This window comes from Streptomyces sp. NPDC007983 (assembly GCF_042958345.1).
In the GTDB taxonomy this organism is placed as follows: Bacteria; Actinomycetota; Actinomycetes; order Streptomycetales; family Streptomycetaceae; genus Streptomyces.
On the sequence record NZ_JBIBJI010000001.1, the window covers coordinates 334,919 to 350,734 of the forward strand.

Consider the following 15,816-nt stretch of genomic DNA (forward strand, 5'->3'; position numbering starts at 1 on the left):
TCTCGCTGCGCCTCTTCAACCGGCCGCGACAGCCGGCCGCCGAGTCGGCCGGTGCACCCCCCTGCCGTCCGTGGACGCCCTGGCGCAACCACCACTGCACCCGCCCCACCCCGGCGGCCGGGGCCGGACACGACCCCGGGGACGGCACGGGGCAGTTGCTGGGCGGGGTGAGCGCCTTCCAGCGCAACACCGCACCACTGGTGCGCGACGAGCTCGCGCGGCTCGCCCGGGAGGGACAGCGGCCCACCCAGCTGTTCCTCACCTGTGCCGACTCCCGGCTGGTGACCAGCATGATCACCTCCAGTGGCCCCGGCGATCTGTTCACCGTGCGCAATGTGGGCAATCTGGTGCCGCCTCCCGGCGAGGATGCCGCCTGCGACTCGGTGGGCGCGGCCATCGAGTACGCGGTGGAAGTGCTGAGGGTCAGCAGCATCACGGTGTGCGGGCACTCCGGTTGCGGGGCGATGCAGGCGCTGCTCGGATCGTCGGCCGCGCCACCCGGAGCACAGACGCCGCTGGCGCGCTGGCTGCGCCACGGCAGGCCGGGGCTGGCACGGATGGCGCGGATCGGGCGGCTGGGGCGCGGCGAGGTCGCGCTGGCCGACCGCCCGGTGGCCGACGATGTGGAGCGGCTGGCGCTGATCAACGTGATGCAGCAACTGGAGCATCTGATGGCGCACGCCTGCGTCGCGCGGCGGGTGGCGGAGGGAGGGCTGGTGCTGCACGGGATGTACTTCCATGTGGCGGAGGCTCAGGCGTACGTCCTGGACGCCCGATCGGCCAGATTCCTGGCCGTCCGGCCGGACGACGGCACCCCGGTGACCGTCTGCGCGGCCGGTCCGGCCGGCGTCCTGGAGCACGAAAAGGGGGGAACCGCGGAAGCGCTGGAGGCGATCTGATTACAGGTCTAAACCAATTTACGGCGTCAGGCCTTGTCAGGGCCTGCCCGAGGCTGATGAGCTATGGCCGGGACACAACGGACACCCTGGGAATGGGAGATGTCGTGAGCAACGAAAGCCTGGCCAGCCTTCTTCGGGAGGAGCGCCGCTTCGCGCCGCCGGCCGACCTGGCCGCGAACGCCAACGTGACGGCCGAGGCGTACGAGCGTGCGAAGGCGGACCGTCTGGGCTTCTGGGCCGAGCAGGCCCGTCGGCTGACCTGGGCGACCGAGCCGACCGAGACGCTTGACTGGTCGAACCCGCCCTTCGCGAAGTGGTTCGCCGACGGCAAACTCAACGTGGCGTACAACTGCGTCGACCGCCATGTGGAGAACGGGCTCGGCGACCGGGTCGCCCTCCACTTCGAGGGCGAGCCGGGCGACACCCGCTCGCTGACCTACGCCGAGCTGCAGCGGGAGGTCTCCCAGGCGGCGCACGCGCTGACCGAGCTGGGGGTCCAGACGGGCGACCGGGTCGCCATCTACCTGCCGATGATCACTGAGGCCGTCGTCGCGATGCTGGCCTGTGCCCGCATCGGCGCCCCGCACTCCGTGGTGTTCGGCGGCTTCTCGGCCGACGCCCTCGCCACCCGTATCCAGGACGCCGACGCCCGCGTGATCATCACCGCCGACGGCGGCTACCGCCGCGGCAAGCCGACCGCACTCAAGCCCGCCGTCGACGAGGCCCTGACCCGCCCCGGCACCGAGAACGTGCGCAGCGTGCTGGTCGTCCGCCGCACGGGCCAGGAGGTCGCCTGGACCGAGGGCCGCGACGTGTGGTGGCACGAGATCGTGGAGCGCCAGCCGGAGCAGCACACGCCCGAGGCGTTCGACGCCGAGCACCCGCTGTTCATCCTCTACACCTCCGGCACCACCGGTAAGCCGAAGGGCATCCTGCACACCACCGGCGGCTACCTCACCCAGGTGTCGTACACCCACGACGCCGTCTTCGACCTCAAGCCGGAGTCGGACGTCTTCTGGTGCACGGCCGACATCGGCTGGGTCACCGGCCACTCGTACATCGTCTACGGGCCGCTCTCCAACGGAGCGACCGAGGTGCTCTACGAGGGCACCCCGGACACCCCGCACCAGGGCCGCTGGTGGGAGATCGTCCAGAAGTACGGGGTCACCATCCTGTACACCGCTCCCACCGCGATCCGCGCGTGCATGAAGTGGGGCGACGACATCCCGGCCAAGTTCGACCTGTCCTCGCTGCGCGTCCTCGGCTCGGTCGGCGAACCGATCAACCCCGAGGCGTGGGTCTGGTACCGCAAGAACATCGGCGCGGACAGGACGCCCGTCGTCGACACCTGGTGGCAGACCGAGACCGGCGGCATCATGATCAGCCCGCTGCCGGGCGTCACCGCGACGAAGCCCGGTTCGGCCCAGGTGGCGCTCCCCGGTATCGCCGCCACCGTCGTCGACGACGAGGCGAACGAGGTGCCGAACGGTGCGGGCGGCTATCTGGTGCTCACCGAGCCCTGGCCGTCGATGCTCCGTACGATCTGGGGCGACGACCAGCGCTACCTGGACACCTACTGGTCCCGCTTCGAGAACCGCTACTTCGCGGGCGACGGCGCCAAGAAGGACGACGACGGCGACATCTGGCTGCTCGGCCGGGTCGACGACGTGATGCTGGTGTCCGGCCACAACATCTCGACGACCGAGGTCGAGTCGGCGCTCGTGTCGCACCCCAAGGTCGCCGAGGCCGCCGTCGTCGGGGCCACCGACCCGCAGACCACCCAGGCGATCTGCGCCTTCGTCATCCTGCGCGGCGGCGCGGCCGAGGACGAGGGTCTGGTCGAGGAGCTGCGGGCGCATGTCGCCAAGCAGCTCGGCCCGATCGCCAAGCCCAGGCGCATCCTGCCGGTGGGCGAGCTGCCCAAGACCCGCTCCGGCAAGATCATGCGCCGACTGCTGCGCGATGTCGCGGAGAACCGCGCGCTGGGTGACGTCACCACGCTCACCGACTCCTCGGTCATGGAGCTGATCCAGAGCAAGCTGCCGGCCGCACCCAGCGAAGACTGACCACCAGCGAAGACCGACCAGCGGTGCCGACGGCCTGACCAGCGGCCGCATCAGGCCCGAGCAGCGGTCTTCGGGCTGAGGGGCGCTCCCGCCATGCGGGAGCGCCCCTCGTCCGTTCCGGTTAAGGTGAAGACCTGCCGCGTTAACAACGCGACAAGATGACGAGGGCGCGCCGGGAAGTCTGGTCGGCACACACCACACGTGTGTCCGCACCCGCCCGACGACCCAGGAGGCCCCGCCCGTGGCCGCGCCCACCACCCGTAAGTTCCTCGGACGCCTTTCGCTGCCCGAGCGGACGTTCATCACCGACGCGCTGCGCACCGAGACCGTCGGCGGCATCATCCTCCTCGTCGCCGCGATAGCCGCGCTGATTCTGGCGAACACCCCGCTCAGCGGCGTCTACGGCGACATCAGGAACTTCTCCTTCGGCCCCCAGGCGCTGCATCTGCACCTCTCCGTCGAGTCCTGGGCCACGGACGGCCTGCTCACCATCTTCTTCTTCGTCGCCGGCATCGAGCTGAAGCGCGAGCTGGTCGCGGGCGAGTTGCGCGATCCGAAGGCCGCCGCGCTGCCCGTGATCGCCGCGCTGTGCGGCATGGCGGCCCCCGCTCTCGTCTACGTCGTCGTCAACGCGACCGGTGGCGGCAGCCTGAAGGGCTGGGCGGTGCCGACCGCCACCGACATCGCCTTCGCGCTCGCCGTCCTCGCCGTCATCGGCACCGCGCTGCCCGCCGCCCTGCGCGCGTTCCTGCTCACCCTCGCGGTCGTCGACGACCTCGGCGCGATCCTGATCATCGCGATCTTCTTCACCAAGGACATCAACTTCGTCGCCCTCGGCCTGTCCTTCGCCGGGCTCGCCCTCTTCCGGCTGCTGCACCACAAGGGCGTACGCGGCGCGTACATCCACGTCCCGCTCGGCCTGGTGATCTGGGCCCTGATGCACGCGAGCGGAGTGCACGCCACCGTCGCGGGCGTCGCGATGGGCCTGATGCTGCGCTGCACCGTGCGGGAGGGCGAGGACCGTTCCCCCGCTGAGCGCGTCGAGCACCGGGTGCGCCCGCTGTCGGCCGGGCTCGCCGTGCCGGTGTTCGCCCTCTTCGCCGCCGGAGTCCCGATATCCGGCGCCGCCGTCGCGGACGTCTTCACCCGCCCCGTGACGCTCGGCGTCGTCCTCGGCCTGGTGGTGGGCAAGGCCGTCGGGGTGTTCGGGGGTTCGTGGTGCGCGGCCCGGTTCACCAGGGCCGAGCTGAACGAGGACCTGGCCTGGGCGGATGTGTTCGCCGTCGCGACGCTCGCCGGTATCGGGTTCACCGTCTCCCTCCTCATCGGCGAACTCGCCTTCCCCGGCGCTCCGGCGCTCGCCGAGGAGGTGAAGTCCGCGGTCCTCATCGGCTCGCTGTGCGCCGCGCTGCTCGCGGGCATCCTCCTCAAGCTGCGCAACAACCGCTACCAGCGGCTGTATACGGAAGAGGAGCGGGACGAGGACATGGACGGCATCCCCGACGTCTATGAACTCGACACCCCCGAATACCACCTCCGGATGGCCGCCCTGCTCGAGGCCAAGGCCGCGGAGCACCGGCGGCTTGCCGAAGTAACCGCCGCGGACGACTCCGGTGACGATGGTCCGGCATGATCTGAGACGCCATGATCTGAGAGGCTTGAAAGCCGCGGAAACAGTGCAGAAGACCTGCACGCACGGAAGAACGCGCAGTCGCGTGAAGACGCGCCGGCGGCACACCGACGACGCGCCGGGACCGCGACAAGCACCGAAGACGACCGGAAGACGTACAAGAGCAGAGGGAGATGGCGATGAGCGCAGCCGACGACGGCGGCAACCGCAGCCTCGGCCAGCTGGTGGCCACGGCGACCACCGAGCTGTCCGCGCTGGTGCACGACGAGATCGCGCTGGCCAAGGCCGAGCTCCGGGTGGGCGCCAAGAAGGCGGCGGTCGGCAGTGGCGCCGGCATGGCGGCCGGGGTGCTGATCCTCTTCTCACTTCCGGTGCTGAGTTTCGCCCTTGCCTACGGAATGCGGTCCTGGACCGGCCTCGGCCTCGCCTGGTGCTTCCTGATCGTGGGCGGCATCTACTGGCTGATCGCCGGAATCCTGGGCCTGCTCGCGCTGCTGAAGTTCAAGAAGGTCAAGGCGCCCAAGCGGTCCATGGCCTCGTCCAAGGAGACGGCTGCCGTCCTCGGGAACGTCAAGCCGCATCCGCGGGCGGGTGAGAACGGCGGCCGCTCCGCACAGGATGTGACACGCTCGTCGGCATGACCGTCCCTGACATTCCCGCGTCGGTCGTTCGGCTGGACGGCCCCTGGATTCACCGGGACGTCGCGGCCAACGGCGCGCGCTTCCACATCGCCGAGCTGGGCGACGGCCCGCTGGTGCTGCTGCTCCACGGGTTTCCGCAGTTCTGGTGGACCTGGCGGCACCAGCTGACCGCGCTCGCCGACGCCGGCTACCGGGCGGTCGCGATGGACCTGCGCGGAGTGGGCGGCAGCGACCGTACGCCGCGGGGGTACGACCCGGCCAACCTCGCCCTCGACATCACCGGCGTGATCCGCTCCCTCGGTGAGCCGGACGCCGCCCTGGTCGGCCATGACCTGGGCGGATATCTGGCGTGGACGGCGGCGGTAATGCGGCCGAAGCTGCTGCGGCGGCTCGCGGTGGCCTCCATGCCGCATCCGCGGCGCTGGCGCTCGGCGATGCTCGGGGACGTCAGGCAGAGCAGTGCGGGCTCCCACATATGGGGCTTCCAGCGGCCGTGGCTGCCCGAGCGCCAGCTGGTCGCGGACGACGCGGCGGCCGTGGGGCGGCTGATCCGTGACTGGTCCGGGCCGCAGCTGCCCGAGGACGAGGTGGTGGACGTCTACCGGCGCGCGATGGTCATCCCCTCGACCGCGCACTGCTCGATCGAGCCGTACCGCTGGATGGTGCGGTCGCTGGCGCGGCCGGACGGTTTCCAGTTCAACCGCCGGATGAAGCGGCCGGTACGGGTGCCGACCCTGCATCTGCACGGGTCGCTCGACCCGGTGATGCGCACCCGCAGCGCGGCGGGGTCGGGGCAGTACGTCGAGGCGCCGTACCGCTGGCGGCTCTTCGACGGCCTCGGCCACTTTCCGCACGAGGAGGATCCGCACGCCTTCTCCACGGAGCTGATCAACTGGCTCAAGGACCCGGAACCGGACCGCTGAGCCGACGCCGCACCGAGCGCCCGGTGAGCCCTGTGCGAACAGGTGTTTCTCGAACAGCCACTTGCCTGGCGCATAGGCCAATTGCCGCAGTCACCGGCGATTACCGACCTTGGGCCAGGGGCAAAGTCCGAAGTATGGGCTGGACGCACGACTACCGTGACGCACCGAGCGGCCGCGGCCCCGAAGCCGCCGCTGCTGCCAATGCCGCGCTGAGCGTTTCCGAGCGGGGCGGCTCCGGGCCTGTTCAAGGCCATGATCCCAATATCGTCGGGATTCCCCGCATCATCCGGCGCCGTGCCCGCTGGGTCTCGGCGCGGCTGCGCCATCCACGCAGCCGGTAGGCACGGCCTACCGGCATCGCAGGACACGCGCCGGGAAGCACGCACCGGGAAGCGCGCACAGGGAAACAGGGGCTAGAGGGCACAGCCCTGGCTGTCCACCGGCTGGTCGGCCGTACGTCCCTTCTCGGCGTCCTTGCGCACCTCGTCCGCCGTCAGCGCGTACCCCGTGGCCGCGTCGTCGAGCGACTTGGCGAAGACCACGCCGTACACCCTGCCCTGCGGGGTGAGCAGCGGGCCGCCGGAGTTGCCCTGGCGCACGGTCGCGTACAGCGAGTAGACGTCGCGCTGCACGGTGCCACGGTGGTAGATGTCCGGGCCGTTCGCGGTGATCCGGCCGCGGATGCGGGCCGCGCGCACATCGAACGCGCCGTTCTCCGGGAACCCGGCCACGATCGCGTCGTCGCCGGTTTTCGCGTCGCCCTGGGTGAACTGGAGCGTGGGGGCCTGCAGCGAGGGCACATCGAGGACCGCGATGTCGCGCTTCCAGTCGTAGAGGACGACCTTCGCGTCGTACAGCCGGCCCTCCCCGCCTATTTGCACGGTCGGGTCGTCGACCCCGCCGACCACATGGGCGTTGGTCATGACCCGGTTCGGCGCGTAGACGAAGCCGGAGCCCTCCAGGACCTTGCCGCAGCTCGGGGCGGTGCCGACGACCTTCACGATGCTCTTCTGGGCCTGGCCGGCCACCGGGGACTGCGCGAGGGCCGGGTCGGGCTGCGGCACCGAGGGGATCGGCTCGTTCGAGAACGGCGAGAAGACCTGCGGGAAGCCGCCCTGCGCGAGCACCGTGGAGAAGTCGGTGAACCAGGAGTTGGCCTTCTCCGGGACCACGCGGGAGACCCCGAACAGCACCTTGGAGTCGCGGACCTCCTTGCCGACCGTGGGGAGGGAGGTCCCGGCCACCAGGGAGCCGATCAGCCAGGCGACCATCAGCATCGCCAGCACGTTCACCAGCGCGCCGCCGGTCGCGTCCAGGGCGCGCGCGGGCGTCCAGGTGATGTACCGGCGCAGCTTGTTCCCCAGGTGGGTGGTGGCCGCCTGGCCGACCGAGGCGCACACGATCACCAGCACGATCGCCACGATGGCACCGAAGGTGCCGGGCGACGCCCGGTCAGTGGTGCCGTCCCAGATGACCGGCAGCAGATAGACCGCGACCAAGCCACCGCCGATGAATCCGATCACCGACAGCACGCCGACGACGAAGCCCTGGCGATAGCCGATGATCGCGAACCACACGGCGGCGAGCAGCAGCAGGATGTCCAGCACATTCACTGGGACACCGTCTCACGCGCGCCAGTCGAGTGGGACGCGCTTCGCCCGGTCCCATGGTCGTTCCCAGCCCGCGTAATGCAGTATGCGATCGATCACACCCGCCGTGAAACCCCAGACCAGAGCCCCTCCGACCAGGAACGCCGGGCCCCGGTGACCGCTGGGGTGGACGGTCGTCGCCCGGTTGGCCGGGTCCGTGAGATCCGCCACGGGAACCGTGAAGACCCTGGCCGTCTCGGCAGGGTCCACCGGCCCGACCGGGCTCGGCCGCCGCCACCAGCCCAGGACGGGCGTCACGACGAAGCCGCTCACGGGGATGTACAGGCGCGGCAGGACGGCGAAGACCTGGACGCCCGCGGGATCGAGCCCCGTCTCCTCCTCGGCCTCGCGCAGCGCCGCATGCAGCGGACCGGCCCCGTCCGGATCGCCGTCCCCGGGGTCGAGCGCACCGCCGGGGAAGGACGGCTGGCCCGCGTGGGAGCGCAGCGACCCGGACCGCTCCATCAGCAGCAGCTCGGGGCCGTCAGGGCCCTCACCGAAGAGCACCAGCACGGCGGAGGGGCGGCCGCCACCCTGTGGCGGCGGCAGGAACCGGCTCAGCTGGTGCGGCTCGATCGTCTCGGCCGCCCGCGCCACGGGGAGCAGCCACTCGGGCAGCCCCTGTGAGCTGACCCCCACGCCTCCGCCGTACGTGCTCGTCATCCGGCGGCTCCCAGCGGGGCGGCGGGGCTCCCCGGGTAGTCGGCGGGTGGGCGCAGCCGCTGCCCGGGCTGGCCGCCCATCTCGTACTTCAGCAGCTTCTTCGCCTTGTCCGGATCGGTCTCGCCCTCCCCGTACGCCGGGCACAGCGGGGCGATGGGGCAGGCGCCGCAGGCGGGCTTGCGGGCGTGGCAGACGCGGCGGCCGTGGAAGATGATGCGGTGCGAGAGCATCGTCCACTCGCTCTTCGGGAAGAGCGCGGCGATCTCCGCCTCGACCTTCTCCGGGTCCTCCTGCTCGGTCCACTTCCAGCGCCGCACCAGCCGCCCGAAGTGGGTGTCCACGGTGAGCCCCGGCACCCCGAACGCGTTCCCCAGGACCACGTTGGCCGTCTTGCGGCCGACGCCGGGCAGCGTGACCAGGTCCTTCAGGCGCCCCGGCACCTCGCCGTCGAAGCGGTCGCGCAGCCCGGCCGAGAGCCCCAGCAAGGACTTGGCCTTGGCGCGGAAGAAGCCCGTGGGCCTGATCAGCTGCTCCAGCGCCTCGGGGTCGGCGGCCGCCATGTCCTCGGGGGTCGGGTAGGCGGCGAAGAGCGCGGGGGTGGTCTGGTTGACCCGCAGGTCGGTGGTCTGGGCGGACAGGACCGTGGCGACCAGCAGCTGGAACGGGTTCTCGAAATCCAGCTCGGGGTGGGCATACGGATAGACCTCGGCCAGCTCGCGGTTGATGCGCCGGGCTCGGCGGACGAGCGCGGTCCGGGATTCCGGCCGGGATGGCTTCGAAGGCTTGACGGTCTTGGCCGCCTTGGCCGCCTTCACGGGCTTGGTCGCCCTCGCGCTCCTGGCCGCCTTCGCAGGCTTCGCGGGCTCGGCGGCTTCCGCGAGCTCGGCAGGCTGCGCGGGCTCGGCGGATGTGGCGGGAGTGGCGGGAGTGGCTGGCTTGGCCGCTTTGGGCGCCTTCGCCGCTTTCGTCGGCTCGGCGGGCGCTTGTTCGCCCACAGCGGAATTACGAGATGCGGTCACCCGTTCGGCCCCCTTGCCCCGTGCTCTCACCGGCGTATTGGACACCCGGCCAGCCTAAGCCCAGCCACCGACATCCGGCCGGGCCACCGACCGGACCCCGCCCAATCGGACCCCTGCCGCACGGTCCGGCAGGCCAGTGCGTCAAACTTGTGATTGATCGCACTGTTTTACCGTCCGGCATCATGGGGACGACGGTCCCCTGTGCATGTCGACAAGGAGAGACTCGTGGACGACGTTCTGCGGCGCGCCCCGCTTTTCGCGGCGCTCGATGACGAGCAGGCCGCTGAGCTGCGCGCCTCCATGGGAGAGGCCACCCTCGCGCGGGGTGACGCCCTCTTCCACGAAGGGGACCCGGGCGACCGCCTGTACGTGGTCACCGAGGGCAAGGTGAAGCTCCACCGCACCTCTCCCGACGGCCGCGAGAACATGCTCGCCGTGCTCGGCCCCGGCGAGCTGATCGGCGAGCTCTCGCTCTTCGACCCCGGCCCGCGCACCGCCACCGCCACCGCCCTCACCGAGGTCAAGCTGCTCGGCCTCGGCCACGGCGACCTCCAGCCGTGGCTCAACGCCCGCCCCGAGGTCGCCTCCGCGCTGCTGCGCGCCGTGGCCCGGCGCCTGCGCAAGACCAACGACCAGATGTCCGACCTCGTCTTCTCCGACGTGCCCGGCCGCGTCGCCCGGGCCCTGCTCGACCTGTCGCGCCGCTTCGGTGTGCAGTCGGAGGAAGGCATTCACGTCGTCCACGACCTGACCCAGGAGGAGCTGGCCCAGCTGGTCGGCGCCTCCCGCGAAACCGTCAACAAGGCGCTCGCCGACTTCGCGGGCCGCGGCTGGCTGCGACTGGAGGCGCGCGCCGTGATCCTGCTGGACGTCGAGCGGCTGGCCAAGCGGTCCCGCTGACGAACGGCGCGCAGAACAGCAGGACAAGACGCAGGAAGGGCCCCGCCGGATTCCCGGCCGGGGCCCTTCGCCATGCTCGGAGCGCTCAGATCAGCCCGTGCTCGCGCAGATAGTCCAGCTGGGCGCGCACCGACAGCTCGGCCGCGGGCCACAGCGACCGGTCCACGTCCGCGTATACGTGCGCCACGACCTCCGAGGGCGTGCGGTGGCCGCTCTCGACCGCCGTCTCGACCTGCGCGAGGCGGTTGGCGCGGTGCGCCAGGTAGTACTCCACCACGCCCTGCGCGTCGTTCAGCACCGGGCCGTGACCCGGCAGCACCGTACCGACGCCGTCGTCCACCGTGAGCGACCGCAGCCGCCGCAGCGAGTCCAGGTAGTCGCCGAGCCGCCCGTCCGGATGCGCGACGACCGTGGTGCCGCGCCCGAGCACCGTGTCGCCGGTCAGGACGGCGGCGTCGGCCGGGATGTGGAAGGACAGCGAGTCGGCGGTGTGGCCGGGCGTGGGCACCACCCGCAGCTCCAGACCGCCGGTGGTTATGACGTCCCCCTGTTCCAGCCCCTCGTCGCCGAGCCGCAGCTCGGGGTCCAGCGCCCGGACCCGCGTCCGGGTCAGCTCGGCGAAGCGGGCCGCGCCCTCCGCGTGGTCCGGGTGGCCGTGGGTCAGCAGCGTCAGCGCGATCCGCTTCCCGGCCCGCTCCGCCGTCGCGATGACGTTCTCCAGGTGGCCGTCGCCCAGTGGGCCGGGGTCGATGACGACGGCGAGGTCGGAGTCCGGCTCGGCGACGATCCAGGTGTTGGTGCCGTCCAGCGTCATGGGCGACGGATTCGGCGCGAGGACGCAGACGGCGCGGTCGGTCGCCGGGCCGCCGATCGCGCCTCCGCGCGGCTGACCGGGCAGGGCGGCTGCGTACGTCATGCTCGCGGCTCCCCCGTGGCGCCCGGGATGTGCTTGGTGAACTCGTCGTGGCCCGGCCAGCTCAGTACCAGCTGATCGCCCTCCAGCCGGGCCTGTGCGAGCACCGGGGTGAGGTCCTGGTCCGTGGCGGCCACCAACGCGTCGTGGACCGTGTTGTGGCGTCGCAGCTGCCGTAGCGTCGCGATGGTCGGAGGCATCATCAGCAGCTCGCCCCGGTCGTAGCGGTCGGCCGCGTCCCCGGGGCGGATCCAGACCGTGCGGTCCGCCTCCGTGGAGGCGTTGCGCGTGCGCTGTCCCCGCGGCAGCGCAGCCACGAAGAACCAGGTGTCGTAGCGGCGTGGTTCGAACTCCGGAGTGATCCAGCGCGCCCAGCCGCCGAGCAGGTCCGAGCGGAGCACCAGCCCGCGCCGGTCGAGGAATTCGGCGAACGACAGGTCCCGGGCGACAAGCGACAGGCGGTCCGCCTCCCAGTCGTCGCCCGTGGTGTCCGCGACGACCGTGTGCGGGGTCGGGCCCGCGAGGAGCACGCCGGCCTCCTCGAAGGTCTCCCGGACCGCCGCGCACACGATGGCCTGAGCCTGGGTCGCGTCGCTCTCGTCGAGGCCCAGCCGCCGCGCCCACTGGGCGCGCGAGGGCCCGGCCCAGGCGACCATCCGCTCGTCGCGCGGGTCCACCGCGCCACCCGGATAGGCGTACGCGCCTCCGGCGAAGGCCATGGAGGCGCGTCTGCGCAGCATGTACACGGCGGGCCCGGCCGCCTGGCCGCCGCGGTCGCCGTCCGTTCCGTACTGGTCTCCGTGCCGTTCCCCGTTCGCCCCGTGCTCCCCGTCCTGCCCGCCCGGCGCACCGTCCGGTCCGTCCCGCAGCAGCAGCACGGTGGCGGCCCGGCGCGGCGTCACCGGCGTCAGCTCACCGGCCGACAGCAACCGGATGCGCTCTGGCCACTCGGGTGGATACCACTGGCCATTCGTAGTGGACATGGCCGGATGCTATGCGTTTGCGGGCGGATGTTCGAGGGGCCCCGGCCGGGGCCCGGATCACGCGGACGGGCTAGTCCGCGACCTCGACCTGGATCTCCACCTCGACCGGCGCGTCCAGCGGCAGCACCGCCACGCCGACCGCGCTGCGGGCGTGCACGCCCGCGTCGCCCAGCGCCTCGCCCAGCAGCTCGCTCGCGCCGTTGACGACGCCCGGCTGCCCGGTGAAGTCCGCGGCCGAGGCGACGAAGCCGACGACCTTCACCACCCGCACGACCTTGTCGAGGTCACCGACCACCGACTTCACGGCGGCCAGCGCGTTCAGCGCGCAGGTGCGCGCCAGCTCCTTGGCCTCATCCGGCGTCACCTCCGCACCGACCTTGCCGGTCACGCCCAGCTTCCCGTCGACCAGCGGCAGCTGGCCCGCGGTGTAGACGTACGGCCCGGTGCGGACCGCCGGGACGTAACTGGCGAGCGGCGCCGCGACCTCAGGCAGCGTCAGGCCGAGCCCGGCGAGCTTCTCCTCGACCGCGGTCATGCCTTTTCCCGCTTCAGGTAGGCCACCAGCTGCTCGGGGTTGTTCGGCCCGGGAACGACCTGGACCAGCTCCCAGCCGTCCTCGCCCCAGGTGTCCAGAATCTGCTTCGTGGCGTGTACGAGCAGCGGCACGGTCGCGTATTCCCACTTCGTCATGCAGCCGACTGTAATGCCTCACTCCCGGGGCCTGGTGCGTAGCCCGTGGGGGGACTGGTTAGGCTCCCCAGTGTGAGCAGGCTCCATGTCGTCAGTGGCAAGGGCGGAACCGGCAAGACCACGGTCGCCGCCGCACTCGCGCTGGCCCTCGCGGCCGAAGGCAGGCGCACGCTGCTGGTCGAGGTCGAAGGCCGCCAGGGCATCGCGCAGCTCTTCGAAACGGAACCGTTGCCCTATGAGGAACGCAAGATCGCGACCGCGCCGGGCGGCGGGGAGGTGCACGCCCTCGCGATCGATCCGGAGTTCGCACTCCTGGACTACCTCCACATGTTCTACAAGCTGGGTTCGGCCGGGCGTGCCCTGAAGAAGCTCGGCGCGATCGACTTCGCGACCACAATCGCGCCGGGGCTGCGGGACGTTCTGCTGACCGGCAAGGCGTGCGAGGCGGTGCGCCGCAAGACCAAGGACGGCCGCTTCGCCTACGACTCCGTGATCATGGACGCGCCGCCGACCGGCCGGATCACCCGCTTCCTGAACGTCAACCACGAGGTGGCGGGGCTCGCCCGGACCGGCCCGATACACAACCAGGCCCAAGCCGTGATGCGCGTCCTGAAGTCGCCCCAGACGGCGGTCCACCTGGTGACGCTGCTGGAGGAGATGCCGGTCCAGGAGACCGCGGACGGCATCGCGGAGCTGCGCTCGGACGGCCTTCCGACGGGCGCGGTCATCGTCAACATGGTGCGGCCGGCGATCCTCGACCACGAGGCCGTCGACGCCGCCGCCAACGGGCGTCGCGCGGCCGTCGCCAAGGCGCTCTCGCAGGCCGGGCTGGGCGGCGCGCGCCGCGGCGGCCTCGCCGAGCGGCTGGTCGACCCGCTGCTGGAGCAGGCGCGCGAGCACGCGGAGCGCGTCGCCCTGGAGCGGGCGCAGCGGTCCGAGCTGTCCGGTCTCGACCTGCCGCTGCACGAGCTGGAGCTGCTGACGGACGGCGTCGACCTGGCCGGGCTGTACCGGCTGGCGGCGGATCTGCGCAAGCAGTGGCCGTCGTGAGCGGCCGCGGGACGGGCGCGGCGCGGAACCCGTGCCGTACGAGTCGTACGAGTCGTACGAGTCGTACGAGCGGTACGGGCGGCTGTACGAGCCGTACGGGCGCCGAGGCCCATGCGGGCAGCACGATCAGCACACGCGGCACAAGCGGCACACGCCGTACGCAGGAGGCGGCATGAGCATGGACGTGGCACCCCGGCTGGAGACCGACGCGCTGCTGGACGATCCGCAGACCCGCATCGTGGTGTGCTGCGGTTCCGGCGGCGTGGGCAAGACCACCACGGCCGCCGCCCTCGGCGTACGAGCCGCCGAGCGCGGCCGTAAGGTCGTCGTCCTCACGATCGACCCGGCCCGCAGGCTCGCGCAGTCCATGGGCATCGACGCGCTCGACAACGTGCCGCGGCGGGTGGCGGGCGTCGGGGACGAGGCGGGCGGCGAACTGCACGCCATGATGCTGGACATGAAGCGGACCTTCGACGAGTTCGTCGAGGCCCACGCCGACCCCGAGCGCGCCCGCGCGATCCTGGCGAACCCCTTCTACCAATCGCTTTCGGCCGGCTTCGCGGGCACGCAGGAATACATGGCCATGGAGAAGCTCGGCCAACTGCGGGCCCGCGACGAATGGGACCTGATCATCGTCGATACGCCACCGAGCCGGTCGGCGCTCGACTTCCTGGACGCCCCGAAGCGGCTGGGCTCGTTCCTGGACGGGAAGTTCATCCGGGTGCTCATGGCTCCGGCGAAGGTCGGCGGCCGGGCCGGGATGAAGTTCCTGAACGTGGGCGTCTCGATGATGACGGGCACGGTCAGCAAGGTCCTCGGCGGGCAGCTGATGCGCGATGTGCAAACGTTCGCGGCTGCGATGGACACCATGTTCGGCGGGTTCCGCACCCGCGCCGAAGCCACCTACCGGCTGCTGCAGGCGCCCGGTACGGCCTTCCTGGTGGTGGCCGCCCCGGAGCGGGACGCCCTGCGCGAGGCCGCCTACTTCGTCGAGCGGCTGGCGGCGGATCAGATGCCGTTGGCCGGTCTCGTACTGAACCGGGTGCACAGCAGCGGCGCCGAACAACTGTCGGCGGAACGGGCCCTGGCTGCGGCGGAGACGCTCTCCCTGAAGAGCGCCGTCGCTGCGGATCCGCCGGGGGAGGGTAGCGTTCTGGCCAACCACGGCGAGGGCGCGGAAAATCTTGGTGCCGACGGATTTGTCGATCCCCACTCAGGGAATGCTCAAGCCCGGAACGCCTCAGCGGCGGACAATTCCTCGGTAGCCGATCCCGACGTCTCCCCCACGTCGGCGGAGCGGCTTGCCGCGGGACTGCTCCGGCTGCATGCGGAGCGTATGCAGGTGCTCGGACGCGAGCAGCGCACACACGACCGCTTCACGGCGTTGCACCCCGAAGTTCCGGTGGCCCAAGTGGCCGCGCTCCCCGGAGACGTACACGACCTGGCAGGGCTGCGAGCGATCGGCGATCGCCTCGCGGCGGCCCCGACGGACCAGTCCGAGCGCACGGCAGGCTGACGCCCGGCCGCGGCGTGGCGGGCCCATGACCCGCGATCCGCGATCTGCGACTCGCGGTGAGGACGGCCGGCACGAACGCCGTCAGGGCAGGCTCACGGCTACCCACGTGCCCATGGCGCGCGTACGCGTGGTCCCGCGCACCCATGGCATGGATGCGGCCTGGCGCGCGTGCCCCAGCCATGGCGCACCCATACGCGGGTACGTCCGGCTACGCGGGTACGTCCGGCACGGCGCACGGCCGGGACGGTCACAGCGCCCGCCGCGGATCCCCAAT

At 71.5% G+C, this 15,816-nt stretch carries 15 protein-coding genes and 1 pseudogene; 9 read left to right on the top strand and 7 right to left on the bottom strand.

Annotation, left to right across the window (positions count from 1 at the left end; all coding sequences use genetic code 11):
• Window positions 1-20: 20 nt before the first annotated feature.
• The 6 genes and pseudogenes from ACFZCY_RS01590 to ACFZCY_RS01615 all read left to right on the top strand — a co-directional run.
• Window positions 21-899, top strand: a pseudogene (locus ACFZCY_RS01590) (carbonic anhydrase); the annotation flags it as partial.
• 104 nt (window positions 900-1,003) lie between these two features.
• Window positions 1,004-2,965 carry an acetate--CoA ligase gene (gene acs / locus ACFZCY_RS01595; protein WP_361473842.1) on the top strand — a complete coding sequence of 654 codons (1,962 nt, stop codon included), beginning with the start codon at window positions 1,004-1,006 and terminating at the stop codon, window positions 2,963-2,965.
• A gap of 241 nt (window positions 2,966-3,206) precedes the next feature.
• Window positions 3,207-4,598 (top strand): Na+/H+ antiporter NhaA, encoded by a 1,392-nt coding sequence (gene nhaA, locus ACFZCY_RS01600; RefSeq protein WP_391168536.1) that lies wholly within the window; start codon window positions 3,207-3,209, stop codon window positions 4,596-4,598.
• Between the two features lie 176 nt (window positions 4,599-4,774).
• Window positions 4,775-5,236 carry a phage holin family protein gene (locus tag ACFZCY_RS01605; protein WP_391168538.1) on the top strand — a complete coding sequence of 154 codons (462 nt, stop codon included), beginning with the start codon at window positions 4,775-4,777 and terminating at the stop codon, window positions 5,234-5,236.
• Window positions 5,233-6,159 carry an alpha/beta fold hydrolase gene (locus tag ACFZCY_RS01610; RefSeq protein ID WP_391168539.1) on the top strand — a complete coding sequence of 309 codons (927 nt, stop codon included), beginning with the start codon at window positions 5,233-5,235 and terminating at the stop codon, window positions 6,157-6,159. Before ACFZCY_RS01605 ends, ACFZCY_RS01610 begins: the two co-directional genes overlap by 4 nt.
• Before the next feature lie 134 nt (window positions 6,160-6,293).
• Complete coding sequence (locus tag ACFZCY_RS01615) at window positions 6,294-6,500, top strand: hypothetical protein (protein WP_079038119.1); 207 nt, start codon at window positions 6,294-6,296, stop codon at window positions 6,498-6,500.
• Window positions 6,501-6,572: 72 nt separating this feature from the next.
• Here ACFZCY_RS01615 and ACFZCY_RS01620 read toward each other — a convergent pair whose 3' ends face one another.
• From ACFZCY_RS01620 to nth, 3 genes are read right to left on the bottom strand one after another with little or no spacing between them, the layout of a single operon-like run.
• Window positions 6,573-7,772, bottom strand: a complete 1,200-nt coding sequence (locus tag ACFZCY_RS01620; RefSeq protein WP_391168541.1) for a MarP family serine protease — start codon at window positions 7,770-7,772, stop codon at window positions 6,573-6,575.
• Between the two features lie 12 nt (window positions 7,773-7,784).
• A complete protein-coding gene (locus tag ACFZCY_RS01625; RefSeq protein ID WP_391168543.1) occupies window positions 7,785-8,471 on the bottom strand; it encodes an NUDIX domain-containing protein in 687 nt (228 codons plus the stop codon).
• Window positions 8,468-9,286, bottom strand: coding sequence for an endonuclease III (gene nth, locus ACFZCY_RS01630; protein WP_391169361.1), 819 nt, complete (start codon window positions 9,284-9,286; stop codon window positions 8,468-8,470). The genes ACFZCY_RS01625 and nth overlap by 4 nt, the downstream gene beginning before the upstream one ends.
• Before the next feature lie 429 nt (window positions 9,287-9,715).
• Here nth and ACFZCY_RS01635 point away from each other — a divergent pair, with 429 nt between their 5' ends.
• Window positions 9,716-10,390 carry a Crp/Fnr family transcriptional regulator gene (locus ACFZCY_RS01635; RefSeq protein WP_055546320.1) on the top strand — a complete coding sequence of 225 codons (675 nt, stop codon included), beginning with the start codon at window positions 9,716-9,718 and terminating at the stop codon, window positions 10,388-10,390.
• Window positions 10,391-10,475: 85 nt separating this feature from the next.
• Here ACFZCY_RS01635 and ACFZCY_RS01640 read toward each other — a convergent pair whose 3' ends face one another.
• The 4 genes from ACFZCY_RS01640 to ACFZCY_RS01655 all read right to left on the bottom strand — a co-directional run bounded on the left by ACFZCY_RS01640 (window position 10,476) and on the right by ACFZCY_RS01655 (window position 12,976).
• Window positions 10,476-11,306, bottom strand: coding sequence for an MBL fold metallo-hydrolase (locus ACFZCY_RS01640; protein WP_391168545.1), 831 nt, complete (start codon window positions 11,304-11,306; stop codon window positions 10,476-10,478).
• Window positions 11,303-12,286, bottom strand: a complete 984-nt coding sequence (locus ACFZCY_RS01645) for an NUDIX hydrolase (RefSeq protein WP_391168547.1) — start codon at window positions 12,284-12,286, stop codon at window positions 11,303-11,305. Before ACFZCY_RS01645 ends, ACFZCY_RS01640 begins: the two co-directional genes overlap by 4 nt.
• A gap of 70 nt (window positions 12,287-12,356) precedes the next feature.
• Complete coding sequence (locus ACFZCY_RS01650) at window positions 12,357-12,821, bottom strand: Atu1372/SO_1960 family protein (RefSeq protein WP_391168549.1); 465 nt, start codon at window positions 12,819-12,821, stop codon at window positions 12,357-12,359.
• Window positions 12,818-12,976: a DUF4177 domain-containing protein gene (locus tag ACFZCY_RS01655; protein ID WP_003967454.1), complete on the bottom strand. Its 159-nt coding sequence runs from the start codon at window positions 12,974-12,976 to the stop codon at window positions 12,818-12,820. Before ACFZCY_RS01655 ends, ACFZCY_RS01650 begins: the two co-directional genes overlap by 4 nt.
• Before the next feature lie 72 nt (window positions 12,977-13,048).
• On the opposite strand from ACFZCY_RS01655, the gene ACFZCY_RS01660 reads away from it, so the two are divergent.
• Together ACFZCY_RS01660 and ACFZCY_RS01665 are read left to right on the top strand one after the other, a co-directional pair.
• Entirely contained in the window at window positions 13,049-14,026 is a 978-nt protein-coding gene (locus tag ACFZCY_RS01660; protein ID WP_391168551.1) for an ArsA-related P-loop ATPase, read from the top strand.
• A 172-nt stretch (window positions 14,027-14,198) separates the two neighbouring features.
• Entirely contained in the window at window positions 14,199-15,542 is a 1,344-nt protein-coding gene (locus ACFZCY_RS01665; protein WP_391168552.1) for an ArsA-related P-loop ATPase, read from the top strand.
• Window positions 15,543-15,816 lie beyond the last annotated feature (274 nt).